This window comes from Alkalihalophilus sp. As8PL (assembly GCF_040939795.1).
In the GTDB taxonomy this organism is placed as follows: domain Bacteria; phylum Bacillota; class Bacilli; order Bacillales; family Bacillaceae_D; genus Alkalihalophilus; species Alkalihalophilus lindianensis.
The window spans coordinates 533,750-559,173 of record NZ_CP162551.1 but is presented as its reverse complement, the minus strand read 5'-3'; the positions used below and the strand labels follow the sequence as shown (position 1 = coordinate 559,173).

Below are 25,424 nucleotides of genomic sequence, written 5' to 3'. Positions count from 1 at the left end.
AAAAGCAGGGAAGACATCAGTCTTCCCTGCTTTTTGCTATTTCTTTGTCGGTTGATTAGAAAACGCTTCTGTAATTTTCTTTTGTTCATGGTAATATTTTGCATGTGTTTGTTGAAATAAATGATCGAACATATGCCCAACCTCTTGCTCTAACACCTTAATTCCCTCACCTGTAATACCTCCGGGAACACATACTCGCTTTTGTAAAGTAGGTAAGGTGTAATGTCCCTGCTCAAGTAAACGCCCCATCCCAATGATCATATTTGTCGCTAGAAAGGTTGCATCTTCTTTCGTGATTTCCGTTTGCCGAACAGCTCCGTCAATAAATTGTTGAAGTAAATAACTAAAAAAGGCCGGTCCACAGCTGACGATATCAGATGATACGCGCGTAATATTCTCATCGATTTCAAGTGGTTCAGAAAAGTGATTCATAAACGCATGAATATGAGCTCGATCCCCTTCATTGCAACGTTCTCCATAGCTTATTAAGGTTGAACCGGCAAGTGCACGATTTAATATGGTTGGAATGATTCGTGCTACTTTACAATCAAGCTTAGCTTCAATTTGTTTAACAGATATGGGACTTGTAATGGAAATGAATAGTTGGTCTTGCGTACAGATAGGTGCCATTTCGTCTATCACATCTGCAAATTGAAGAGGCTTTACACAGACAAAGATATAATCAGAGTGCTTAACCACATCTGAGATGGTCTCAGCTACATTGATTTTTGTGAATCGTTTCTTGGCATCTAATACTTTTTCTTTCGATCGATTAACGACCGTGATCTGATCTTGAGTGACCGCACCAGATTCGAGAAATGATTCAAGTAGAATCTCTCCCATGCTACCAAGCCCGATGATGCCAATCCTCATTAAGAATCCCTCCTTCTCCAAAACATCCTGCAAGATTATCGTTATCACAAGCGTATGAAGAAGGAGTCCAAAGTATGTGTAATTATTATTCGGACTTTGTTAAGTAGTCTCGTACCATGTCAATTGAAACTTCCTTACGAGGAGGAAAATGATACGTAGATGCAATGTTGTTCATTTCTTTTGTAATGGAATTAATTTCATGAACGGAAACATGCAGCCCTTTTTTTGCATCTTCTAACACGCGATCGATCGCTTTTTCTCTCTTCTTATCAAGTGCTAGAAATTCTTTTTGAGCTTTGCGGTGATTAGATACTTGCTTAGCAATTTGTAAATGAACGCTCATCTTTGGTGTCGTCCTTTCTATTGGAGGTTGATCAATTGAAAACAAATTGGCAAAATCATTCACTTGTTGTGATTTTAACCATTGTTGCTCTTATTGTAAGTGTAGTGTTATTTCTCCATTTTCGCAATACAGGTATGGAAGAAACTGAGCTCGAGTGGAGTTTTGCAAATGATGAGAGTGAAGAGCAAGAAACACAAAATGAGGTGACCGAACCTCAATCCGTTACAATTGATGTAAAAGGAGCTGTTCACTCGCCTGGAGTGTATCAATTAGATGCAGGAAGTCGTGTCCATCAAGCTATTGATGTTGCTGGTGGTCTGACGGTAAATGCATATGGTGATGGAATTAATCTTGCTCAAATTCTATTTGATGAAATGGTTGTCTACGTCCCGGAAATAGGGGAGGCGGAGGATGGTGGGACGATTGAGGTGGTAGGACCTGCTATAGGGAGTGTGGGAGGTGATGGGAAGATCTCCTTAAATAAAGCGACACAATCTGAATTTGAAACGCTGCCTGGTATTGGACCTGCTAAAGCGGAAGCGATTATTCAATATCGGGAGGAGAAAGGTCGCTTTGAAAGTGTTGAGGAGTTAATGAATGTTTCTGGCATTGGCCCAAAGTCGTTTGAAAAACTTCAAGATCAAGTAACCGTTCAATAAGTAATTGACGGGGCTTGTCTTTTTTCTCTACACTAGTAGTTATGAATAACTATTGGGAGTGGAGACAATGGAACGTATTTCGTGGGATCAGTATTTTATGGCGCAAAGTCACCTGTTAGCTCTGAGAAGCACATGTACCCGTTTAATGGTAGGTGCAACAATCGTCAGAGAGAAGCGAATTATTGCAGGAGGGTACAACGGCTCTGTTTCAGGAAGCGATCATTGCATTGATAAAGGTTGCTATGTGGTGGATCATCATTGCATCAGAACCATTCACGCGGAAGTGAATGCACTCTTACAATGTGCAAAATTTGGCGTTCCGACTGAAGGAGCCGAGCTTTATGTGACTCATTTTCCGTGTGTACATTGCACGAAATCGGTCATTCAAGCAGGAATTAAAAAAGTCTTTTATGCGACTGATTACAAAAATCATCCGTATGCCCTTGATTTATTGAAAGAAGCTGGAATTGAGGTGGCTCAGGTAGTTGTAGATCAGCCAGTTCTTGATATCCATCAACAAGAGAAACAAGCGTTAACAGAACAATTACTAACGAAATTAAAAGATAGTGGCATTGATGAAGCTGAATTTGAAGACCTACAAGGTCAGGTGACTTCCTTATACCGTACAAAGCCGTAAGGGAGAGGTGCTCATGCTCTACAGTGTAATCGTAGTCATGTCTGCGATGCTCGGTCTCGTATTTATCTTAAGAGGGCCGAGCTTCTTTTATTATGTAGCCATTATTTTATTGTTGATCTATCTCCTCGTTCATGCAAAGCATTTTAGGGTCAATGGGATGATCGCCGTGTTGGTGTTTTCTCTATATGCAGGGTTTGCCTGGATCGCTGAATCTAGCAATACAACGCACTTTAAAGCAGGAGAACAACAAATCGAAGGTCATATTCACTCTCTGGTGAAAATAGATGGAGATGCGATTGCGATGAAAGTAAAAAGTGTACATGGTGAAATGCTTCAATTGCATGGCTTTATCGAAAGTGAACAACAGCAAGCTCAACTTAAACAACTCCTACCTGGAGATCGATGTATCTTTCCGGCCACGCTTTCCCCTCCATCCTCTCCTACCAATTTCTATCAATTTAACTACAAACAATACCTTTATCAGCAACAAATTCATTGGGTACTCACCCCTGAATTACAGAAGCTGAACTGTGTGCGAAGTGAGAAGTCCCTTTTCTATCGTCTCCAAACCTTTAGAGCGCATCAAATAAAACGAATAGAAGAGCTCGTGCATCCTGATGCGTCTGGCATCCTCATCGCCTTAGTGTTTGGGGAGAGGATGTATGTAGACCAAGATGTTCTCGAAGCGTATCAACGGTTAGGGATCATTCATCTCCTTGCGGTATCAGGGCTTCACGTTGGTCTTATTATTGCGGCACTGTACGGCTTCTTTATTCGAATAGGTCTTACCCGAGAGAGAACGCTTGAGAGTCTTTGTCTGTTCTTACCTCTATACATCATCATCGCAGGTGGAGCTCCATCTGTGATCCGAGCTTCATTAATGACTCTTATTGTGATGGTGTTTCTTCGCTTCAAATGGAATATTCCGCCGTTATTTGCTATTGCTATCGTATTTTTAGTTTATTTAGCGCTCAATCCCTACGCTCTCTTTCAACTAGGTTTTCAACTATCCTTTCTTGTCTCCTTTTCTCTGCTAGTCTCGGCTGAGGTGATTAACAAACGCTATTCTAGCTGGCTGTCTAAGTTAGTTGCTGTTACAATCCTTGCGCAACTTGTCTCCCTTCCACTATTGCTCAACCACTTTTATCAATTTTCTCTCCTCACTTTAATAGTGAATATCCTCTATATTCCTTTTATCTCGTTTATTGTCTTACCACTAAGTTTTTTAGGGGTACTCATGCAAAATGTAATCCCTATTGAATTAAATCTTCCTATTCAGTTAGTAACAGTTCTCATTCCCCCAGTCCATCATGGCTTGGTGCAGCTTGATGCGATCGAATTTTTTAACCTCATTATTGGGAAACCACATTCGATTCCGTTCATTCTATATTTTCTGGTTACGTTAATTGGGTTGTTGGTATGGGAAAGTGGGAAAGAAAGGTGGTGGATTGTTCCGCTTGTTGGATTTGCAATGGTAGCGGGTGTGCAGTGGACTGTACCTACATGGACAAAAGAGGCTGTTGTGACGATGCTGGATGTCGGGCAAGGGGATAGCTTTGTTATTGAGCTCCCGAGGCGCGGTGAGGTGTATGTGATTGATACAGGTGGTACTATTCGTTTTAATCAAGGGGAGGAATGGCGTTTGCGGCAATCAAATTATGATGTTGGACGAGAGGTTGTGTTGAGTTATTTAAAAGCGAAGGGGATACGTCGAATTGATAAGCTCATTCTTACACATGGACATATGGATCATATAGGTGGAGCAATGGCATTGGTAGGAGAAGTGGCGATTGATCAGCTTTTATATAGCGCAGGAGAAGTAGAAGGAGAGTTTGAAAAGCTATTGTTAAGGGAATTACAGTATAAAGGGACTGAAATTATATTTGTAAAAAAAGGCAATCGTTGGGCCAGTTACGGTTCACAATTTGCTGTCCTCTCTCCACAAGGTCATGAGCAAGGCTTAAATGATCGATCGATTGTGCTCTATGCTGACATTGAAGGCGTAAGCTTTTTATTTACAGGTGACCTTGAGGAAGAGGGGGAGCGACGTTTGCTCAACACATACCCTGATTTATCAGTCGATGTGTTGAAAATAGCTCATCATGGTAGTAGAACATCCACTACTGATAACTTCCTCCTTCAGCTTCAACCCTCATTTGGTTTGATTTCGGCAGGACGAAACAACCGCTTTAATCACCCTCATATTGAAGTGACCGAGCGTTTAGATGAACAACATGTGAAGATAATACGTACTGATAAACATGGAGCCATTCAGCTTTATATAAAGAATGGTTCGATGAAGATGCATACGACAGAATATAAAAAAGCAGAGTAGCAAGAATCCTTGCCCTCTGCTTATGTACCAATGGTTGGTACGGTTCATGCCTGTTCTTCTTCGGCTTAAAATGCTGAGAATACATCCACAATTGAAGCGATGATAAAAATCGTTGCAAAAAAGCCAAAAGAAACAACAAAGGCAACACCAGAATCGATCGCATCATTACGTTTACTTTGTACGTCTTTTTCAAAATGATTCATCTGGCACCCCTCCTTTATTCAACTTTTAGTATAAGCCAAGCTGTTAAAAAAAGCTATACGGATTCCTCAAACATTTATCCTGAATTACGAAATGTTCAATAATTTGTTTAAGTTCGGAGTGATCTACCTTCATTGTAAAGAGTTGTCACCTATAGTTTCCGTTTGCATAGGATATCATAACTAGTGAAAGCGGTCATGATTATCGTCATGAACGAGGCTTCCCGGGATCTCGGATCATGACGTTTATCATAAATGGGGGTTTGGCACTTGGGGGCTAAACCCCTTTCTCTATTTTCACTTGCTAAAGACGGCTTTTTTTTCTAAGCTAAAGACAGGCATGGAGATGGTTGTCGCATCTCACTAGATAGAATATCCAATAATGGATGAGAATATTGCATGAAAATAGGGGAATGAGCGCATGAATTATTTGCAAGCAAAAAAAGAATTGAAGCAAGGGAAGGTCTCGCCGGTATATTTTATTTACGGCACACAAGCCTTTTTGATTGAAGATTTCACACAACATCTTTTAAATCAAGTGATTGGTCAAGATGGGTCTGATATGAACGTGATTACATATAATTTTTCTGAAACGCCGATTGAACTTGCTGTACAAGAAGCAGAGACGATGCCATTTTTAGGGGCTAATAAAGTCGTGATTGTAAAAGATTTTCAAGCCGTCACCAGTCAGAAACCAGATTCGAAAATTGAGCATGACTTAGAAGTACTTACTCAATATATTGAGAACCCATCTCCTGAATCTACATTGGTTTTAGTTGCCCCTTATGAAAAATTGGACGAGCGTAAAAAGGTGACAAAACGTTTAAAAAAGGAAGCTGCCGTTATTGAGGCGATGCCTTTTGATGATCGTATGATGAAGCAATGGATTGAGGAACAAGCTACTACAAAAGGAATCCAAATTACAAAAGAGGCATCAGAAAGACTTGTCGAAAGGCTAGGGTTTGATCTGCTTATGCTTGCAGGTGAACTTGAGAAAATGGCTTTATATGTTGGGGAAGAAGAAATTACAGTGGATGTCGTTGATTTACTTGTAGCGAGAACGCTAGAACAAGATGTGTTTGCGCTAATCGACTTTGCTGTGAAAAAGCGTTTAGACGAGGCACTTGTCATTTATCATGATTTGTTAAAACAAAAAGAGGATCCGTTAAAATTATTAGCGTTACTTGCCCGTCAGTTTCGAATTTACTATCAAGTAAAAGGATTAAGTAAACAAGCTTATTCACAAAAACAAATTGCTACTCAATTGAAATTGCATCCCTATGTTGTAAAACTAGCAAATGCAAAAGTGAATCAATTTGATGAGCGGACATTGCTGACATTCTTAGAAGCGTGTGCCGATACGGATTATGCGATTAAGTCGGGGAAAATTGATAAAGTACTTGCCCTCGAATTGCTTCTGATGAGGATGACTCAAAAAACAGAAACCAAATAAAAAAACGACTCCTAGGAGTCGTTTTTTTACTTCAATTATGCAGAAAGACCGTTAAGCTTTTTAGCTAGACGAGACTTTTGACGTGAAGCTGCATTTTTATGAATAAGACCTTTGTTTGCTGCTTTGTCAAGCTTTTTAGAAGCATCAACAAATGCTGCTTCAGCGTTTTCTTTCTCACCAGCTTCAACTTTAGTTTCAAAGTTTTTGATAGCAGTACGTAGAGCAGATTTAACAGCGATGTTTTGCGCACGACGTTTGTCGTTTGTTTTCACACGTTTGATTGCAGATTTAATATTTGGCATATCTTTCACCTCCTGGTTAAACAACGATTGTCCTCTTTTGTAACCAGTCCATCTTCTATGTTATGAACGGTTTCGCATCCTTTATTCAAGGCAGTGACGACACCCGTTGGTATCATCAATACAACAATCTGCATTCTATCAAAAACAACGGATAAATGCAATAGAAAGAATGAAAACAAAACGCAAGGGAAACACTGATGATATGAGTTGAAAGAGGAGAGTGATTCGTTTGTCTGAGGAATTAAACCTTGAGAAGTATCAAATTCGCACTGATTTAGCGATTGAAGCTCATCAATTAGCGGTAGAGGAAGAAGAGAGAAAAGCTCCTGAAGAGGAAGAATCAAAAAATGTAAGTGGCGTTCAAATTGAAGAAGAAACGATTGATGAAGTAAAAGTGACAAAAGTGATTATTGATGAAGTCGGAGCAAAACGCCTGGGCAAAAAGCAAGGCTCTTATTTGACATTTGAATCGCAAGGCATCCGTCGGAAAGATACCGATATTCAAGAAAAAATGGAACGAGTTTTCGCCAATCAATTTCACCAATTCATGACTGATATAGGCATCAAAGAAGAAGATACATGCCTGGTTGTAGGACTTGGAAACTGGAATGTGACACCAGATGCGCTGGGTCCTATTGCTGCTGAGAATCTGCTAGTCACTCGACATTTGTTTGAGCTAGCACCAGAGCAAGTACAAGATGGTTATCGTCCGGTCAGTGCTGTCACACCTGGCGTAATGGGTCTAACAGGAATTGAAACGAGTGATGTAATCTTTGGTATTATTGAAAAAACAAAGCCAGACTTTGTGATTGCCATTGATGCACTTGCTTCTCGATCAATTGAGCGAGTCAATGCTACGATTCAAGTATCAGATACCGGGATTCATCCAGGAAGTGGTGTCGGTAACAAACGTAAAGATTTGAGTAAAGACACATTAGGGATTCCGGTGATCGCGGTGGGCATTCCGACAGTGGTTGATGCTGTTTCGATCACGAGCGATACGATTGATTATGTGCTGAAACATTTTGGGCGTGAAATGAGAGAAGGAAATGCACCTTCACGCTCACTTGCTCCTGCTGGCATGACATTTGGAGAGAAACGAGTCTTAACAGAGGAGGATCTCCCTCCTGATGAAAAAAAGCAGACGATTATGGGAATGATTGGGACGCTTCCAGAAGAAGAAAAGCGCCAATTAATTCGAGAGGTACTATCGCCGCTTGGACATAATTTAATGGTCACTCCAAAAGAAGTCGATGTGTTTATTGATGATATGGCAAACGTTATCGCTGCAGGCTTAAATGCTGCCCTTCATCGTAAAGTAAACCAAGACAATGTCGGTGCCTATACGCATTAATAAGAGAGCCCTTTCGCTATGTGCGGAAGGGTTCTTTTGTGTTGATCGACATAGGATAGAAAAGGGAAGGGAGCATTCGCTCATATACGCACATAAAAAAATCCGTTCGCACATATTCTCGAAATGGCGCACATAAGTCACAAGGATTCGCACCTATATCACATATTTCGCACATACCCCCGGAAAAATCACTCATATAACGAAAATCCCGCACATAACAGGTCCAAACTCCTTTCTTAATCCAATCGACTCCTACTAATTTGTTCTAATTCTCTAATCAGCCGCATAAACCTCCACTAAGAGGACTTATTTCTAACGCAAAGTCGCATGGACAAGCAAAAGGGAAAGGATGAGAGGATGCGTAGACGGGGATTTCATGGTTTTACCGTTAAGATGAATCGGACGAGCTTAAAGCGTCTAGCAGCGCTAATCATAGTAGGTGTGATGTCCCTTTTTATATTTACTGGTGTGCTTACGTCATTTGAACCGGGTTATGGAATGGCCTCATCGTCGGTTAATCAATGGGCAAATGGACTTGAGGGGGAAGATTTTGTTCATCTCCTCGGTATGGAAAATCAATATTTCAAGCAAGCACTGCCACCAGATGCGGAGGCGATGAGTGTTTCAGGTGTCATATTTCAGGTCGCAACTAGCATCAATCCAGATGATCCGCGGAGTCTTCTTGGGAGGGAGCTGCCTGGATTCTCCTTATTTGATGGCCAAATTATCGTTGCGGGTGAGGGGACTGATTATACGAACTTGCCATTTGAATCTGCCCCACCATTAGAAGTGATTATGGCTGAGCGTGAAGCAACAAAGGAAAGTCTCGCAAAACTTGAAGAGTTAAAACAAGCTGGAGATGAATTGCAGGGGTCGACAAATGGAAAAAAAGTCGCGCATATTATTCACTCGCATAATACTGAATCCTTTTTACCAGAGCTGAAAACAAATGTCGTAAATGAAGCCTTCCATGGTGAGGTGAATATTACGCTGGTTGGTGAGAAGCTCTCGCAAGAACTTGAAAAACGTGGAATCGGGACTGAGATCGAGACGCGTGATGTCCAAGGTGAGCTCAAAAATCGTGGATGGCAATATGCACAGTCCTATGATGCTTCAAGAGAATATGTAAAAGAAGCGATTGCTCAAAATGATGACTTACAATTTTTCTTTGATCTACACCGTGATACATTATCTCGTGAAAAGACAACGGTCACGATCAACGGGCTAGAGTATGGCCGTACAGTCTTTGTCGTTGGAGGAGATCATTCCAATTATGAACATAATCTTCGCTTAGCAGAGGATCTTCATGACATGCTAGAAGAAAAATATCCAGGCTTAAGCCGTGGGGTTATTTTAAAAGCCGGAAGAGGAACAAATGGAAAGTTCAATCAAGATTTATCAAAGCAATCGATGCTAGTAGAATTTGGAGGAGTTCATAACTCACTTGATGAGGTGTATCGCTCTGCAGAAGCTTTGGCTGATGTCTTCTCTGAGTATTATTGGAACGCAGAAGCAGTTGATGGTGAGGAGACGGTCACATCAGAGGAAGCGGTTGAGACAAGTAAGGTAGAGGAGGAAAAATGATGATAAAAAAGCTGGCTGTTGTGATGATACTTGTTTTAGGTACCCTATTACTTGGTTCGTTGTTCGGTGTGCAACATATGAACGAAGAATTAGGCATTACAAAGCCAGTACCTCTTGAAATCAAAACGGATCAATCCGATGAGAGTGTAAAACCAGTGGTGCAGAGTGGTTCTAAGAAGCCCCAGGTCGATGCAAAGAGCGATCTGATCGATAAGAGACAAAAGGCAGAAGATGTGGGGCGGTTCAATTTTTTTTCAGAACTGGGATCGAATATGGCAGAAGGGGCGAATCGATTAAGTCGTCTTGCGCTAAGTCAAGTGATGTCGTTTGTCCATGAAGTACTAAACGGAGAGAGTAGGAGCGAGTAGAGCTTCTACTCTTTCTGTTTGGCGATTAAACTCTTTTTGGTGCATACATCAGCATACGTACGAATGATGAGGTAGCGATCGCGGTTCACTCCGTCTATGACGTTAGCTAACATCTCTTTTGATCCTACCTCAAGGAGCGAATCTAAGACGAGCATTAATCGTTCAAATTCTTCTTTCGTCATGTATCCACCTCCTTTCATTTTTCTTATCAGACTATGCAGCAAAAGGGAGACATGCTTGTGAGAATCCCCCTATTTTTGTAAAAAGAATGAGCGCTTGATTTTTAGCTAACTCTAATCTTGTATTGAAGACGGCCAAAACGATTGGTATAATGAGAAATAGTGTATATGGCACGATTTAGTAGGAGTGATCACTTATGAATAATAAAGACCGTTTAGCGCGTCAACAAAAAATCCGTAACTTCTCGATCATTGCTCACATTGACCATGGTAAGTCAACGTTAGCAGATCGTATTTTGGAGAAAACCGGCGCTCTAACAGACCGTGAAATGAAAGATCAAACGCTTGATGCAATGGACCTTGAGCGTGAGCGTGGGATTACAATTAAGTTAAATGCTGTTCAATTAACATATACAGCAAAAGATGGCGAAGAATACATTTTCCATTTAATTGATACTCCAGGACATGTGGATTTTACATATGAGGTGTCAAGAAGTTTAGCGGCGTGTGAGGGTGCTCTATTAATTGTCGATGCAGCACAAGGAATCGAAGCTCAGACCCTTGCGAATGTATATCTAGCTCTAGATAATGACCTTGAAATTCTACCGGTTATTAATAAAATTGACTTGCCGAGTGCTGAGCCTGAACGCGTGAAAAAAGAAGTAGAAGACGTCATTGGTCTTGATGCTTCAGATGCTGTTCTTGCCTCTGCAAAGAACGGGATTGGAATTGAGGATATTTTAGAGCAGGTCGTAGAGAAGGTTCCTGCACCAACAGGAGATCCGGATGCGCCACTAAAAGCGCTGATTTTTGATTCGCTCTATGATTCTTATCGTGGAGTTGTAGCTTACATTCGTATCATTGATGGTACGGTGAAGCCTGGTCAGAAAATCAAAATGATGGCAACAGGGAAAGAATTTGAAGTCACAGAGATCGGTGTCTTTACACCAAAACCAGCAAAGCGTGATGAATTAACTGTCGGAGATGTTGGATTTTTAACAGCGGCGATTAAAAATGTTGGGGATACACGTGTGGGTGACACGATTACAAATGCGGTTAACCCTTCAACGGAGCCGCTTCCAGGGTACCGCCGCATGAACCCGATGGTGTATTGTGGCTTATATCCAATTGATACAAACGACTACAATGACTTACGTGAAGCATTAGAGCGTCTAGAGTTAAATGATGCATCTCTGCAGTACGAGCCAGAGACCTCCCAAGCATTAGGCTTTGGATTCCGTTGTGGTTTCTTAGGACTATTACACATGGAAATTATTCAAGAGCGTATTGAACGTGAATTTGGCATTTCGCTCATTACGACAGCGCCAAGTGTAATTTACAAAGTTCAACTAACAAACGGGGATGATCTTCAAATTGATAACCCGTCTAATATGCCAGATGCACAAAAGGTCGATTTCGTCGAAGAACCTTATGTAAAAGCAAAAGTGATGGTTCCTAATGATTATGTAGGATCAGTCATGGAGCTTTGCCAAGGCAAGCGTGGTATTTTCATCGATATGCAGTATTTAGATGAAAATCGCGTACAGATTGTCTATGAGATTCCGCTTTCTGAAATCGTCTATGACTTCTTTGATCAATTAAAATCGAATACAAAAGGGTACGCATCATTTGATTATGAGTTGATTGGTTACAAGCAATCAAATCTTGTCAAAATGGATATTCTTTTAAATGGTGAGAAGGTTGATGCCTTATCAGTCATTGTTCACCGTGACTCAGCTTATGAGCGTGGGAAGATTATCGTTGAAAAGTTAAAAGAACTTATTCCTCGTCAACATTTTGAGGTGCCTGTTCAAGCGAGTATTGGACAAAAAGTTATCTCTCGTTCGACGATTAAAGCAATGCGTAAAAACGTATTAGCAAAATGTTACGGTGGGGATATTTCTCGTAAACGTAAACTTCTTGAAAAGCAAAAAGAAGGTAAAAAACGTATGAAGTCTGTAGGTAACGTTGAAGTGCCACAAGAAGCCTTCATGGCTGTTCTTCGTATGGATGAATAAACGAAACAATAACCGCAGGGATTCCTGCGGTTTTGCTTTTACTAGCAGGAGAGGAGGATAAATGTGAGAAATGCAGCTTATATTCACATTCCCTTTTGTGAGCATATTTGTCACTATTGTGACTTTAATAAAGTGTTTTTAAAGAACCAACCAGTAAATGAATACATTGAAGCATTACTTGAGGAAATGCGTTTAACAATGAAACAGTCCCCAATCGAGCAGCTACGCACGATCTACATTGGAGGCGGAACCCCAACCGCCTTGTCTGCCGAACAATTGAAGCGCTTGTTCACTGGGATGAGAGAGGTTTTGCCGATGGAAGAACTACTTGAATTCACGGTTGAAGTCAATCCAGATAGCAGTGAGGAAGAGAAGCTAACAGTGATGAGGGAAGCTGGGGTCAATCGTCTTAGTATCGGTGTGCAGTCATTTGAGAAGGATCTTCTAGACCATATCGGGAGAACTCATTCCAGTGATAGTGTGTATGATGCCGTTACAAGAAGTAGACAAGCTGGATTTAACAATATCTCGCTTGATTTAATGTTTGGCTTGCCGCATCAATCCGTTGCCCAGTTTATCGACACGATTGAGAAGGCTTGTGCCCTAGGTGTTGAACATATCTCTGCGTATTCGTTAAAAGTCGAGGAAAAGACGGTGTTTTTTAATCGCCAGCGAAAAGGCAAGTTAAGCTTACCCCCAGAAGAAGATGAGGTCAGAATGTACGAAGAGTTACAAGAGCGTACGAAGGCTCACGGATTCACCCAATACGAAATCAGTAATTTTGCAAAACCTGGTTTTGAGAGCAACCATAATCTTGTTTATTGGAAGAACGAAGAGTATTTTGGGTTTGGCGCTGGGGCTCACGGGTATGTAAATGGAGTCCGCCATCAAAATATTGGACCTGTTCCAAAGTATCTTGAATCCCTTACAAAAGGGGAGCTTCCATATCTTAGAGAGCATATCGTCACCAAAGTAGAGCAAATTGAAGAAGCGATGTTTATGGGGCTAAGAAAATTAGATGGAGTGGACCTTACTGACCTTTCGAATCGATACGGTGTTGATCTTGCGAAACTTTATGCTCGCCAATTAAACGACTTGAATGAACGTAGTCTACTATCGTATGAAGATAACCGTGTGAAGCTGACAAATGAGGGGCTCCTCTTAGCGAATGAAGTGTTTGAACAGTTTTTAGCCGTCTTAGATGAACACATGGTAAAAAAAGAAAGTTGATTTTGTACGTTTTTTAACGTTTTGAAGTTGACAAATCCTGACCTATTTGATAATTTATCATTAGATTTAGCACTCGTTCATGTTGAGTGCTAACAGAGGTGATGAGAGATGTTAACAGATAGACAGTTGTTAATTCTGCACGCCATTGTCGATGATTATATCCGGTCGGCAGAGCCAGTCGGTTCTCGCAGCATCTCTAAGCGAGAAGACATCACATTTAGTCCAGCGACGATTCGAAATGATATGGCGGACCTTGAGGAGTTAGGGTTTCTAGAAAAGCCACACAGCTCTGCAGGGCGTATTCCCTCGCAAAAAGGGTATCGCTATTATGTGGATCATATGCTTATGCCTCATGATTTGACAGATGATGAGCAAGCGGACATGCGGACGATCTTTTCGGATCGGATGCAAGAGATTGAACAAGTGATTCAGCAGTCAGCAAGATTACTATCGAATATGACAAGTTATATATCGATTGTGCTTGGTCCTGAAATGTTTGAGGCGAGGTTACGCTCTATTCAAATTATTCCACTTGCCAAAGGGTCAGCCATTCTCATTTTAGTCACGGATACTGGTCATGTAGAAAACCAAACGATTCAACTTCCTGAATCGATTGATGCTTCAGATATTGAACGTGTAGTCAATATCTTAAATGATCGGTTAATGGGTGTGCCTTTGTTTAAGCTTCGTCAAAAGCTGAATACAGAGGTTAGTAAAGTGATGCGTGCGCATGTAACCAATTATGAGCAAGTCCTTCAATCGCTTCAAACGTCCCTTACGACGGAACGTCCTGAGAAAGTGTTTTACAGTGGGAAGACGAATCTCTTATCGCAACCGGAGTTTCGTGACGTTGATAAGGTGAGAATGCTTTTGAATATGCTTGAAGAAGATCAGATGATGCAACAGATCTTACGAGCGCCCCATCAAGGTATTCAAGTGAAGATTGGGCAAGAGAATAATTTAGAGGCCTTTGATTCCTGTAGCATGATTACAGCAACGTACTCAATAGGCGGAAAGCATATGGGGACGATTGGCATATTAGGTCCGACACGAATGGAATATCGACGTGTCATCGGGGTGGTTGACTCTGTTTCAAAAGACTTAACGAAGCTTTTAACGAACTTGTATCAGGAACGTTAATAGTGGTAATATTGTTTTTTAGTGGAAATGATTTTTGTTAAAAGAACAGTTACGTTTATCGTAGCGTTTTTTAAATAATTGACTGCGACTATAAGCAGGCGACTTGATTTCGGTAGGAGGTGAAACAGATGACTGAAAAAGACACTCACACTCTAGAAGATGAGAAAACAGTTGAAGATACTGAGCAAGATGTGATAGATACTGAAAATGATCAAGCATCAGCATCTGAGGAAACAGTAGTAGAAGAGAATGCAAATCCTCTTGAAGCACAAGTAGCTGAACTTAATAATCGTGTGCTACGCCTTCAAGCAGATTATGATAACTTCCGCCGCCGTTCTCGTGAAGAAAAAGAGGCAGCTGCAAAATATCGCTCTCAATCATTGGTCGAAGGACTTCTTCCGGTCGTTGATAGCTTTGAGCGTGCGCTTCTTATTAAACCAGAAGCAGAGGAAACTCAATCGCTTTTAAGTGGGATCGAGATGGTGTATCGCCAATTACAAGAAACACTGAAAAATGAAGGTGTGGAAGTAATTGAAACTGTAGGGCAATCCTTTGATCCTCATTTACACCAAGCAGTAATGCAAGTGACTGAGGAAGGGTTTGAATCTAATCAAATCGTGGAAGAATTGCAAAAGGGTTATAAATTAAAGGATCGCGTCCTAAGACCTTCCATGGTCAAAGTGAACGCGTAATCCTTACATAGAGACATTAACTAGGAGGCATATAAAATGAGTAAAATTATCGGTATTGACCTTGGTACAACAAACTCATGTGTGGCAGTAATGGAGGGGGGAGAAGCAACTGTAATCCCTAACCCAGAAGGTAACCGTACAACGCCATCTGTTGTGGCATTTAAAGATGGTGAGCGTCAAGTAGGGGAAGTTGCGAAGCGTCAAGCAATCACTAACCCTAACACAATCATGTCGATTAAGCGTCACATGGGTACTGACTATAAAGAAACAATCGAAGGAAAAGAGTTTTCTCCACAAGAAATCTCTGCAATCATCTTACAAAAATTAAAGTCTGATGCAGAAGCATATCTTGGTGAAACAGTAACAAAAGCTGTTATTACAGTTCCTGCTTATTTTAATGACTCTCAACGTCAAGCTACTAAAGATGCTGGTAAAATTGCTGGTCTTGAAGTAGAGCGTATTGTCAACGAGCCAACTGCAGCAGCACTTGCTTATGGTCTTGAAAAAGAAGAAGATCAAACAATCCTTGTATATGACCTTGGTGGCGGTACATTTGACGTTTCAATCCTTGAGCTTGGCGATGGTTTCTTCGAAGTTAAAGCAACTTCTGGCGACAACAAGCTTGGTGGAGACGACTTTGACCAAGTCATCATTGATCACTTAGTCGAGCAATTCAAAAAAGATAACGGCATTGATCTTTCTCAAGATAAAATGGCGATGCAACGCTTAAAAGACGCTGCTGAAAAAGCGAAGAAAGACCTTTCAGGCGTTACGCAAACTCAAATTTCACTACCATTTATCACAGCTGATGCAACTGGTCCTAAGCACTTAGAATTAAGCTTAAGCCGTGCTAAATTTGAAGAGTTATCTTCTGATTTAGTGGAGCGTACATTAGGCCCAACTCGTCGTGCAATGCAAGATGCTGGCCTTTCAGCTAGTGAAATCGATAAAATTGTATTAGTTGGTGGATCTACTCGTATCCCTGCTGTGCAAGAATCAATCAAAAAGCTTACGGGTAAAGACCCTCACAAAGGTGTGAACCCAGATGAAGTTGTAGCTCTTGGTGCAGCTGTACAAGCTGGTGTTTTAACTGGTGATGTGAAAGACGTTGTTCTTCTAGACGTTACACCACTATCACTTGGTATTGAGACTATGGGTGGTGTGTTCACAAAGCAAATTGAACGTAACACAACAATCCCAACATCTAAATCTCAAGTATTCTCAACGGCAGCAGATAACCAACCTTCTGTAGACATCCATGTTCTACAAGGTGAGCGTGAAATGGCTGCTTACAATAAAACTTTAGGTCGTTTCCAATTAACAGATATTCCACCAGCACCACGTGGTGTTCCTCAAATCGAAGTTACATTCGATATTGATGCGAATGGTATCGTTAATGTTAAAGCAAAAGACCTTGGAACAAACAAAGAGCAATCCATTACGATCACTTCTTCATCAGGTCTTTCTGACGATGAGATCGAAAAAATGGTTAAAGATGCAGAAGCGAACGCTGAGGAAGACAAGAAGCGTCGTGAAGAAGTTGAACTTCGCAACGAAGCAGATCAACTAGTGTTCACAACTGAGAAGACACTGAAAGATCTTGGCGATAACGTTGAACAAGAAGAAAAAGACAAAGCTGAAGCAGCGAAAGATAAGCTAAAAGCGGCAATCGAAGCTGACAATCTTGAAGAAATCAAGACAGCGAAAGATGAGCTTCAAGAAATCGTTATGGCTTTATCTACAAAGCTATATGAGCAAGCAGCACAAGCGGCACAACAAGCAGAAGGCGCTGAAGGTGCAGATGCAAACGGACAAGACGATAACGTAGTCGATGCTGATTACGAAGAAGTAAAAGAAGAAGAAAAGAAGTAAGACTGCAGAAAAGTCAAAGTCAGCTCGTATGACTTTGACTTTTTCTACGAGAAGGCATATGTTGCCTGGACTTTAAAATTCTTGCGCATCTTAAACAGGTAATGATATGATGAACGTTATGGAATAGAATCGGGAGTGTTGACATGAGTAAACGTGATTTTTATGAAGTTCTCGGTGTCGATCAAAATGCATCAGTTGATGAAGTGAAGAAGGCTTATCGTAAGCTTGCTCGCAAATATCATCCAGATGTAAACAAAGCACCGGACGCTGAAGATAAATTTAAAGAAGTAAAAGAAGCTTACGATACATTAAGTGACCCACAAAAGAAATCCCATTATGACCAATTTGGTCACACTGATCCAAACCAAGGCTTTGGTGGCGGTGGAGCAGGCGGATTTGATGGTTTCGGAGACATTTTTGATATGTTCTTTGGTGGTGGCGGCGGTGGACGTCGTAATCCTAACGCACCTCGTCAAGGGGCAGACCTTCAATACACAATGACGCTTGAGTTTAAAGAAGCAGTTTTTGGGAAAGACACTGAAATTGAGATTCCGCGTGAGGAGACATGTCAAACATGTACAGGATCAGGTGCTAAGCCTGGTACGAAACCAGAGACATGTTCACACTGTGGTGGTGCTGGTCAATTAAACGTTGAGCAAAACACACCATTTGGCCGTGTCGTTAATCGTCGAGTTTGTCATCACTGTGAAGGTACTGGTAAATTCATTAAAGACAAATGTTCAACATGTGCTGGTAAAGGGAAGGTCCGCAAACGCAAGAAAATCAGCGTGAAGGTTCCTGCAGGTATTGATCATGGTCAACAACTGCGTGTGTCTGGTCAAGGTGAAGCTGGTGTAAATGGCGGCCCTGCTGGTGACTTGTTTGTTGTATTCAATGTGAAGCCCCATGAGTTCTTTGAGCGTGATGGCGATGACATCTATTGTGAGATGCCATTAACGTTTGCACAAGTGGCTTTAGGTGATGAAATTGAAGTTCCAACATTAAACGGAAAAGTGAAATTAAAAGTTCCAGCTGGTACACAAACAGGTACAAACTTCCGCTTACGTGGAAAAGGTGTACCGAATGTACATGGTCGCGGTCAAGGAGACCAACATGTACAAGTGCGAGTGGTAACACCGAAGAACTTAACGGAAAAAGAAAAAGAGATGATCCGTGAGTTTGCCAAAATGTCTGGTGGACAACCAGATGAGCAAAATGATAACTTCTTTGCGAAGGTTAGACGTGCGTTTAAAGGCGATTAATCGTTATCAATCAATAAATTAATAGAAGCAGCAAAGGACTTAAAGCCTTTGCTGCTTTCTCCCTGTTATGTGACGTCTTGATTTAGGAAATAACTAGGAAAAAAGATGAGGATGGAGTTGGAGTAGTATGAAATGGTCGGAATTTAGTATCCATACGACAGAGGAAGCAGTAGAACCAGTTTGTAATATTTTGCATGAAGCAGGTGCAAGCGGGGTTGTGATTGAAGATCCAATCGACCTTATTAAAGACTGGGGTGTACACTACGGCGAAATTTATCAACTTTCTCCTGATGATTACCCTGAAGATGGCGTCATTGTAAAGGCATATTTTCTAGTAAATAGCTTTCTACTTGAGACAATCGATGAAGTGAAAGAATCAATCAATAACTTAACAACGTATGAGATTGACCTTGGGCATAACAGCGTTCAGTTAGCAGAAGTGAACGAAGAAGACTGGGCAACGGCTTGGAAGAAGTATTATAAACCTGTTAAAATTTCAAAATCGATCACGATCACTCCAACCTGGGAAGAGTATGAGCCCACAGAAGAAGAGATGGTGATTGAGCTTGACCCTGGTATGGCCTTTGGTACAGGTACACACCCGACTACTGTTCTATGTATCCAGGCACTTGAGAGTGTGTTAAAAGGTGATGAAGACGTAGTGGATGTTGGAACAGGTTCTGGTGTATTAAGTATCGCTGCGGCAAAGCTAGGTGCTAAAAGTGTCTTGGGCTTAGATTTAGATGAAGTAGCGGTAGAAAGTGCTGCGTTAAATGTTAAACTAAATAACGTAAGTGATGTCGTAAGTGTTCGTCAAAACAACTTACTTGAGCAAGTTGATGGAAAATATGAGGTCATTGTCGCCAATATTTTGGCAGAAGTCATCGTTCAATTTGTTCAAGATGCGGCAGCGATTCTTAAACCAGGTGGTGCGTTTATCACATCAGGGATTATTAAACGTAAAAAGCAAGAAGTAAAAGATGCTTTAGTAGCTGCTGGGTTTACAATTGAGGAAGTTGTAGAAATGGATGATTGGGTAGCGATCATTTCTAGAGTGTAAGGCAATTTGCTATTAAAGTGAGGACGATAAGATGCAACGTTATTTTGTATCAGAACATGACATGAAAGCAACTGTTGTAGAAATTACAGGGGATGATGTGAAACATATCTCGCGTGTCATGCGTATGCAAGCCGGTGATGAAATTATTTGTTCGAATAACGCAGGCCGTACCGTACAAGTATCAATTGAACAAATTGCTGACGATAAGGTAGTCGGTTTGATTAAAGCTGAGCTAGAGCCACATACAGAATTACCCATTCAGGTAACGATTGCGCAAGGCCTACCAAAAGGTGATAAACTAGAGTTAATCGTTCAAAAAGGAACAGAACTTGGCGTCAGTCACTTCCAACCATATGCAGCAGCCCGTTCGATTGTAAAATGGGAAGCTAAAAAGGCGAAGAAGAAAGTCGAACGCCTAGAGAAAATCGCTAAAGAAGCCGCCGAGCAATCGTATCGAGAGCGTATTCCGACTGTTGGTGAGTCTATTTCTTTTGGACACTTACTTAAAGATGCTAAGGGCTATACGCATGTTATTGTTGCATACGAAGAAGCAGCAAAGTCTGGTGAGGCAAGTGCACTAACTAAAGTATTGAATGGTGTGCAAAAAGAAGACTCTCTACTTGTCGTGATTGGACCCGAAGGCGGCCTTACAGATTCTGAGGTGAAAGAACTGGAAGATGCTGGGGCTATCTTATGCGGGCTTGGTCCAAGAATTATTAGAACGGAAACCGCGCCACTATATGTGATGGCTGCGATTTCCTATCATTTAGAATTAATGAGGTGAAGAAGATGCCTACTGTGGCTTTTCATACATTAGGTTGTAAAGTGAACCATTACGAAACAGAAGCAATTTGGCAGCTGTTTAAAGCAGAAGGATATGAGAAAGTTGAGTACGAACAAACATCTGATGTCTATGTGATTAACACTTGTACCGTAACAAATACAGGTGATAAAAAAAGCCGTCAAGTGATTCGTAGGGCAATTCGAAAGAACCCTGATGCCGTTATTTGTGTAACAGGCTGTTACGCACAAACTTCACCTGCTGAGATTATGGCGATCCCTGGTGTTGATATTGTTGTCGGAACACAAGATCGTACAAAGATGATTGGCTATATCGAGCAGTTTAAAAAAGAACGCGAGCCGATAAATGGAGTAGGAAACATCATGAAGTCTCGCGTCTATGAAGAGCTTGACGTACCTGCATTCACAGACCGTACTCGTGCCTCTCTTAAAATTCAAGAAGGCTGTAACAACTTCTGTACATTTTGTATCATTCCGTGGGCTCGTGGCCTCATGCGTTCACGTGATCCAGAAGAAGTAATCAAGCAAGCAACACAACTAGTAGAAGCTGGCTATAAAGAAATCGTTCTTACAGGTATTCACACAGGTGGATACGGTGAGGACTTAAAAGATTACAGCTTGGCTCGCCTTTTGTTAGACCTTGAACAAGTAGAAGGCTTAAAACGCATTCGAATTTCATCGATTGAAGCGAGTCAGCTAACGGATGAAGTAATAAATGTGATCGATCGTTCTGAGAAAGTTGTGCGTCACTTGCATATTCCGCTTCAGTCTGGTTCAAACACAGTCCTAAAGCGTATGCGTCGTAAGTATACAATGGAATTCTTTGCAGAGCGCCTTGACCGTCTGAAAGAAGCGTTACCTGGACTTGCGGTGACTTCTGATGTAATCGTAGGATTCCCTGGTGAGACTGAAGAAGAGTTCCAAGAAACCTTTGATTTCATTGCGAAACATAAATTTAGTGAGCTTCATGTTTTCCCTTATTCAAAACGTACTGGCACACCTGCAGCCCGCATGGATGAGCAAGTGGATGAAGAAGTGAAAAATAAGCGAGTTCATCGTTTAATTGAACTGTCAAATCAGCTAGCAAAGGAATATTCGTCACAATTTGAAGGAGAAGTTCTTGAAGTGATCCCTGAGGAACGCGACAAGGATAATCCTAATAGTGGCATGTACATTGGCTACACGGATAACTACTTAAAAGTAAAAGTGAAAGCTACTGAAGAGATGATTGGTAAGATCGTCAAAGTGAAAATTGCAAAAGCAGGTTATCCATATAACGAAGGTGAATTTGTTCGTGTTGTAGAAGACGAGGCAATGAAACAAGTAGTGAATGGGTAACAGGTAAAAGGCCATGAGAGATCATGGCCTTTTTATTATGCAAGAGCCTTTACACATCTTAACATAACGCAATCGCTTTCAATAGCGTGTATGATTCAAGCTCATTTAGGCGATTAATAGAGTGTTTAAAGAGATTTGGGATACATATTTATCATTTGTGTAAAAATAAGCTCGTCTATTAACGAAATGTATGCTACGATATTAAAGAGGTACGGACAACTTATACAAAGAAATGAGGAGCTGTAATAATGAGTCAATCAATCGCTAATTTAATCGATCATACTGCTTTAAAAGCGGATACAACAAAGGAACAAATTTTAACCCTTTGTGCTGAAGCAAAAGAATACAAGTTTGCATCTGTATGTGTAAACCCAACGTGGGTCAAACTTGCAGCAGAACAATTGAAGGATGCTGAAGGTGTTGAAGTATGTACAGTTATTGGTTTCCCACTTGGTGCTAACACACCAGAAGTAAAAGCATTTGAAGTAAAAAATGCGATTGAAAATGGAGCGACTGAAGTTGATATGGTTATCAATATTGCAGCGCTTAAAGATAAAGACAATGAGCTTGTAGAACGTGACATTCGTGCCGTGGTGGAAGCTGCCAAAGGTAAAGCTTTAACTAAAGTTATCATTGAATCTTGTCTTCTAACAGATGAAGAGAAAGTACGCGCTTGTGAACTATCTGTGAAAGCAGGAGCTGACTTTGTAAAGACATCTACAGGTTTCTCAACAGGCGGAGCAACTGTGGAAGATATCGCATTAATGCGTAAAACGGTTGGACCAGAGCTTGGCGTAAAAGCATCTGGTGGTGTTCGTGATCTTGAAGGAGCTCGTGCAATGGTTGATGCAGGAGCAACAAGAATCGGAGCAAGTGCTGGCGTGTCGATTGTGAATGGTGAAAAGTCGGATTCTGATTACTAAAAGTACTTGAATAAAGCAGGTGTGGGCATCTTGTTACATGCTCTCATCTGCTTTTTTATGTTTAATTTTCGCGATTTCCAATTAAGTACAAATCAGTAACATAATCTACCAGGTAATCGGGTATAGGTAGAACAAGACGTAGTATTTAAAGGAGTGTTCATCATGAATCGTCGTTTGGCAATCATTAATGCCCTTGCACTTGTTGCAGTATTAATTGTGAATTTTTTATCAAACTCACTACCAATCAATGGGCAAACAGCCGGAGAAATTTCTGATCGTCTTGGAGTATTGTTTACACCGGCCGGTTATGTCTTTTCGATTTGGAGTTTAATTTACCTCTTATTGATTATATGGGTAGGAGCGCAGTTTTTTCCAAAGACAAAAAACAATCCTGTTTATGAGCAGGTCGGTTATTGGTTTGTTATTAGCTGTATCCTTAACATTGCTTGGCTTCTCTTATTCCACTATGAGTTTTTCAATTTAACTCTTATCGCAATGGTTGGACTATTACTGAGCTTAATTGTCATTTATTTAAGAATTGAGAAAGTGACAGGTCCTTCACTATTTAGAACTCCTTTCTCGGTTTATCTTGGATGGGTGTCAGTCGCAACGATCGTTAATGTCGGTATTGTTTTAACGGTGAATGAGGTTAGTACATTTGGTATTGCACCAGAAGTATGGACGGCCTTACTGTTAGTTGTTGGAGCGGCACTGGCGATTTGGTTTATGATGTATAATCGTGATCTAATCTATCCGCTTGTGTTCATTTGGGCCTTTATCGGCATCGCAGTGGAGCGTTCAGAGTATCCGATCATCGTTTATACAGCTTGGGCAATGGTTGCGTTGATCGCGATTGTATGGGTTGTCCAGTTTATTAGAAAACGAGTCGCATAAGGTGAAAAGTGATTCAATAGGTTGCTTCATGCAGCTAGTTTGAATCACTTTTTTTATATGGTAGTTATCTTAGCAAACAAAAGGATCAAATCCTTATTTACTTCGGCATATACTTACGTTAAAATAGAAAAAATTTCAAATTAAAAGAGGCGTTTAGTATGAAGGCTATATTGATAGGTTGTCTTGCATCGATTTTTTTCTCTCTTACATTCATTTTAAATCGGTCAATGGAGCTTGAAGGTGGAAGCTGGTATTGGAGCGCATCCTTGCGTTTCTTTTTTATGGTTCCTTTTTTAGTGCTGATTGTTTGGATGAGAGGTGGGTTAGGAGACCTCTTAGATAAAATGAAACAACATCCAAAAGAATGGTTTATTTGGAGCTTTGTAGGCTTTGTTGTCTTCTATGCGCCTATTACGTATGCAGCAGGCTTTGGACCAGGATGGTTAATTGCAGGAACGTGGCAAACGACGATTGTAGCAGGATTACTATTAGCTCCGCTTTTTTATGAGTCGATACGAACGACGGATGGGGTAGTGAAAAAACGACAGCGGATTTTACTTCATTCCTTATGGCCATCGATGATCATATTAGTAGGGGTCTTTCTCGTGCAGCTTGAAGCAAGCAGTGGGGTAACACTATTGATCTTACTAGGCAGTGTCGTCCCTGTAGTTGTTGCTGCGTTTGCTTATCCACTAGGAAATAGAAAAATGTTAGAGCTTGTAGATGGTTCGCTAGATACCTTTCAACGTGTGCTAGGTATGACATTAATGAGTTTGCCGTGGTGGGTTGTGTTAGCGGGATTTGGATTTGTTGTAGATGGTTTGCCTGAGACTAATCAAGTCGCTCAAGCTTTCATCGTGGCCCTTTCATCTGGTATTATTGCAACGGTATTATTTTTCTTTGCCACAAATCTCGTACGTCATCAACCACAAAAGTTAGCGGCAGTAGAGGCCACTCAATCAGGTGCAGTTGTTTTCGCTTTACTGGGTGAGCTGATTTTCTTAGGGGGAGCATTTCCGTCATTTATTGGATTGTTTGGATTACTAACAATAGTAGGAGGAATGGTGATCCATAGCTTTCATTCAACAAAAGGGCCTAGTAGTGAAAAGAAAACGACCAAACAAATCAGTTAAGAAGGCTCGTACCTTTACAAGTCCAAAAGAGTTAGCTATGATACCCCTATAGCTATATAAATGGTGAATATATTTCGTGTAAAGGTGGAACTGCGATGAATGAAGTCTGGTCAGTCGGCCCTTTATTAGTTAGACAATCATGGGTCGTCTTAATTCTAATCGTTTTGGTCGGATATTTTTTAAGTGTACAATTTTTCTATGACATCTTAAAACGGAAAAAAGAAGAGTCAGAGATGTTTTGGAATGGATTTTTTGCCTTTTTTGTCACATTTCAGTTTTCAAAATTAGTACTAAATCCTTCAGTTGCTCTAAGTGATCCGATTGCAGTTTTAGCAACCCCAAGTGGTGCGAATGAATGGATGGTTGCCTGGGTTGTAATGAGTGTTTATCTATGGTGGAGTACAAGAGAAGATATCACGCAGCGGCTCAATCTTTTTACCCATATAACGGGGGCATACCTTCATATTGAAACAATGTATTATGCGTTTTTTCCATTCACTACAATATCAGGAAGCATTCGTACGAGTGTCGTCTTAATGATGATGAACACATTCATTCTTGGATTGATTTATTTTCAACATAGACGTAATGAACAGGTACAACGGGTGCTTGGCCAAGTTCTTGTCTTTTATGGTGGGGTCAAAGGGGTATTGTCGTTATTTATTTCAGTTCGAATGCTTGATTACTCGCTTCCGAGCTGGTTTTATTTCATGATTTTTATAGCGGGTTTAATTACCTTGTCATCCCAAACGAAGAACAAGGAGGCCTCTTAAC

The 25,424-nt window shown here is 40.9% G+C and carries 25 protein-coding genes; 20 read left to right on the top strand and 5 right to left on the bottom strand.

The window, feature by feature from the left end:
- Positions 1-36: 36 nt before the first annotated feature.
- Both comER and AB3N04_RS04225 read right to left on the bottom strand, forming a co-directional pair.
- A complete protein-coding gene (gene comER / locus AB3N04_RS04230) occupies positions 37-873 on the bottom strand; it encodes a late competence protein ComER (protein WP_368504868.1) in 837 nt (278 codons plus the stop codon).
- 85 nt (positions 874-958) lie between these two features.
- Complete coding sequence (locus AB3N04_RS04225; protein WP_368504867.1) at positions 959-1,216, bottom strand: DUF2533 family protein; 258 nt, start codon at positions 1,214-1,216, stop codon at positions 959-961.
- 35 nt (positions 1,217-1,251) lie between these two features.
- Between AB3N04_RS04225 and AB3N04_RS04220 the strand changes: the two genes are divergently transcribed.
- The 3 genes from AB3N04_RS04220 to AB3N04_RS04210 all read left to right on the top strand — a co-directional run bounded on the left by AB3N04_RS04220 (position 1,252) and on the right by AB3N04_RS04210 (position 4,847).
- Positions 1,252-1,875, top strand: a complete 624-nt coding sequence (locus tag AB3N04_RS04220) for a helix-hairpin-helix domain-containing protein (RefSeq protein WP_368504866.1) — start codon at positions 1,252-1,254, stop codon at positions 1,873-1,875.
- A gap of 67 nt (positions 1,876-1,942) precedes the next feature.
- The gene (locus AB3N04_RS04215) at positions 1,943-2,512 is read left to right on the top strand and encodes a ComE operon protein 2 (protein ID WP_368504865.1); all 570 of its coding nucleotides are present in this window, start codon (positions 1,943-1,945) and stop codon (positions 2,510-2,512) included.
- Between the two features lie 13 nt (positions 2,513-2,525).
- Positions 2,526-4,847, top strand: coding sequence for a DNA internalization-related competence protein ComEC/Rec2 (locus AB3N04_RS04210; RefSeq protein WP_368504864.1), 2,322 nt, complete (start codon positions 2,526-2,528; stop codon positions 4,845-4,847).
- A 65-nt stretch (positions 4,848-4,912) separates the two neighbouring features.
- Here AB3N04_RS04210 and AB3N04_RS04205 read toward each other — a convergent pair whose 3' ends face one another.
- Positions 4,913-5,050, bottom strand: coding sequence for a YqzM family protein (locus tag AB3N04_RS04205; protein ID WP_317120387.1), 138 nt, complete (start codon positions 5,048-5,050; stop codon positions 4,913-4,915).
- A gap of 418 nt (positions 5,051-5,468) precedes the next feature.
- Here AB3N04_RS04205 and holA point away from each other — a divergent pair, with 418 nt between their 5' ends.
- Complete coding sequence (holA, locus tag AB3N04_RS04200; RefSeq protein WP_368504863.1) at positions 5,469-6,500, top strand: DNA polymerase III subunit delta; 1,032 nt, start codon at positions 5,469-5,471, stop codon at positions 6,498-6,500.
- A gap of 35 nt (positions 6,501-6,535) precedes the next feature.
- On the opposite strand, the gene rpsT is transcribed toward holA, so the two are convergent.
- Positions 6,536-6,802: a 30S ribosomal protein S20 gene (gene rpsT, locus AB3N04_RS04195; RefSeq protein WP_317120389.1), complete on the bottom strand. Its 267-nt coding sequence runs from the start codon at positions 6,800-6,802 to the stop codon at positions 6,536-6,538.
- 229 nt (positions 6,803-7,031) lie between these two features.
- On the opposite strand from rpsT, the gene gpr reads away from it, so the two are divergent.
- The 3 genes from gpr to AB3N04_RS04180 all read left to right on the top strand — a co-directional run bounded on the left by gpr (position 7,032) and on the right by AB3N04_RS04180 (position 10,108).
- On the top strand, positions 7,032-8,156 hold the full coding sequence (gene gpr, locus AB3N04_RS04190) for a GPR endopeptidase (protein ID WP_368504862.1): 1,125 nt from the start codon (positions 7,032-7,034) through the stop codon (positions 8,154-8,156).
- Between the two features lie 357 nt (positions 8,157-8,513).
- Positions 8,514-9,740, top strand: a complete 1,227-nt coding sequence (locus tag AB3N04_RS04185) for a stage II sporulation protein P (protein ID WP_368504861.1) — start codon at positions 8,514-8,516, stop codon at positions 9,738-9,740.
- Positions 9,737-10,108, top strand: a complete 372-nt coding sequence (locus AB3N04_RS04180) for a hypothetical protein (protein WP_368504860.1) — start codon at positions 9,737-9,739, stop codon at positions 10,106-10,108. The genes AB3N04_RS04185 and AB3N04_RS04180 overlap by 4 nt, the downstream gene beginning before the upstream one ends.
- 5 nt (positions 10,109-10,113) lie before the next feature.
- On the opposite strand, the gene AB3N04_RS04175 is transcribed toward AB3N04_RS04180, so the two are convergent.
- A complete protein-coding gene (locus tag AB3N04_RS04175) occupies positions 10,114-10,290 on the bottom strand; it encodes a hypothetical protein (RefSeq protein WP_368504859.1) in 177 nt (58 codons plus the stop codon).
- A gap of 194 nt (positions 10,291-10,484) precedes the next feature.
- On the opposite strand from AB3N04_RS04175, the gene lepA reads away from it, so the two are divergent.
- The 13 genes from lepA to AB3N04_RS04110 all read left to right on the top strand — a co-directional run bounded on the left by lepA (position 10,485) and on the right by AB3N04_RS04110 (position 25,423).
- Positions 10,485-12,305 (top strand): translation elongation factor 4, encoded by a 1,821-nt coding sequence (gene lepA / locus AB3N04_RS04170; RefSeq protein WP_047973861.1) that lies wholly within the window; start codon positions 10,485-10,487, stop codon positions 12,303-12,305.
- A gap of 63 nt (positions 12,306-12,368) precedes the next feature.
- Positions 12,369-13,535, top strand: coding sequence for a radical SAM family heme chaperone HemW (hemW, locus tag AB3N04_RS04165; protein WP_368504858.1), 1,167 nt, complete (start codon positions 12,369-12,371; stop codon positions 13,533-13,535).
- Positions 13,536-13,643: 108 nt separating this feature from the next.
- Positions 13,644-14,675, top strand: a complete 1,032-nt coding sequence (hrcA, locus tag AB3N04_RS04160) for a heat-inducible transcriptional repressor HrcA (protein WP_368504857.1) — start codon at positions 13,644-13,646, stop codon at positions 14,673-14,675.
- 128 nt (positions 14,676-14,803) lie between these two features.
- The gene (gene grpE / locus AB3N04_RS04155) at positions 14,804-15,367 is read left to right on the top strand and encodes a nucleotide exchange factor GrpE (protein ID WP_368504856.1); all 564 of its coding nucleotides are present in this window, start codon (positions 14,804-14,806) and stop codon (positions 15,365-15,367) included.
- Positions 15,368-15,403: 36 nt separating this feature from the next.
- The gene (gene dnaK, locus AB3N04_RS04150) at positions 15,404-17,239 is read left to right on the top strand and encodes a molecular chaperone DnaK (RefSeq protein ID WP_317120397.1); all 1,836 of its coding nucleotides are present in this window, start codon (positions 15,404-15,406) and stop codon (positions 17,237-17,239) included.
- A 143-nt stretch (positions 17,240-17,382) separates the two neighbouring features.
- Positions 17,383-18,501: a molecular chaperone DnaJ gene (gene dnaJ, locus AB3N04_RS04145; RefSeq protein WP_368504855.1), complete on the top strand. Its 1,119-nt coding sequence runs from the start codon at positions 17,383-17,385 to the stop codon at positions 18,499-18,501.
- A 127-nt stretch (positions 18,502-18,628) separates the two neighbouring features.
- Positions 18,629-19,561, top strand: a complete 933-nt coding sequence (prmA, locus tag AB3N04_RS04140; RefSeq protein ID WP_368504854.1) for a 50S ribosomal protein L11 methyltransferase — start codon at positions 18,629-18,631, stop codon at positions 19,559-19,561.
- A gap of 31 nt (positions 19,562-19,592) precedes the next feature.
- Positions 19,593-20,345: a 16S rRNA (uracil(1498)-N(3))-methyltransferase gene (locus AB3N04_RS04135; protein ID WP_368504853.1), complete on the top strand. Its 753-nt coding sequence runs from the start codon at positions 19,593-19,595 to the stop codon at positions 20,343-20,345.
- 5 nt (positions 20,346-20,350) lie between these two features.
- A complete protein-coding gene (gene mtaB, locus AB3N04_RS04130) occupies positions 20,351-21,700 on the top strand; it encodes a tRNA (N(6)-L-threonylcarbamoyladenosine(37)-C(2))-methylthiotransferase MtaB (RefSeq protein WP_368504852.1) in 1,350 nt (449 codons plus the stop codon).
- A 248-nt stretch (positions 21,701-21,948) separates the two neighbouring features.
- On the top strand, positions 21,949-22,623 hold the full coding sequence (deoC, locus tag AB3N04_RS04125; protein ID WP_317120402.1) for a deoxyribose-phosphate aldolase: 675 nt from the start codon (positions 21,949-21,951) through the stop codon (positions 22,621-22,623).
- Between the two features lie 162 nt (positions 22,624-22,785).
- Entirely contained in the window at positions 22,786-23,517 is a 732-nt protein-coding gene (locus tag AB3N04_RS04120; protein WP_368504851.1) for a TspO/MBR family protein, read from the top strand.
- A 158-nt stretch (positions 23,518-23,675) separates the two neighbouring features.
- A complete protein-coding gene (locus tag AB3N04_RS04115) occupies positions 23,676-24,650 on the top strand; it encodes a multidrug resistance efflux transporter family protein (protein WP_368504850.1) in 975 nt (324 codons plus the stop codon).
- A 95-nt stretch (positions 24,651-24,745) separates the two neighbouring features.
- Positions 24,746-25,423 (top strand): hypothetical protein, encoded by a 678-nt coding sequence (locus tag AB3N04_RS04110; RefSeq protein WP_368504849.1) that lies wholly within the window; start codon positions 24,746-24,748, stop codon positions 25,421-25,423.
- Position 25,424 lies beyond the last annotated feature (1 nt).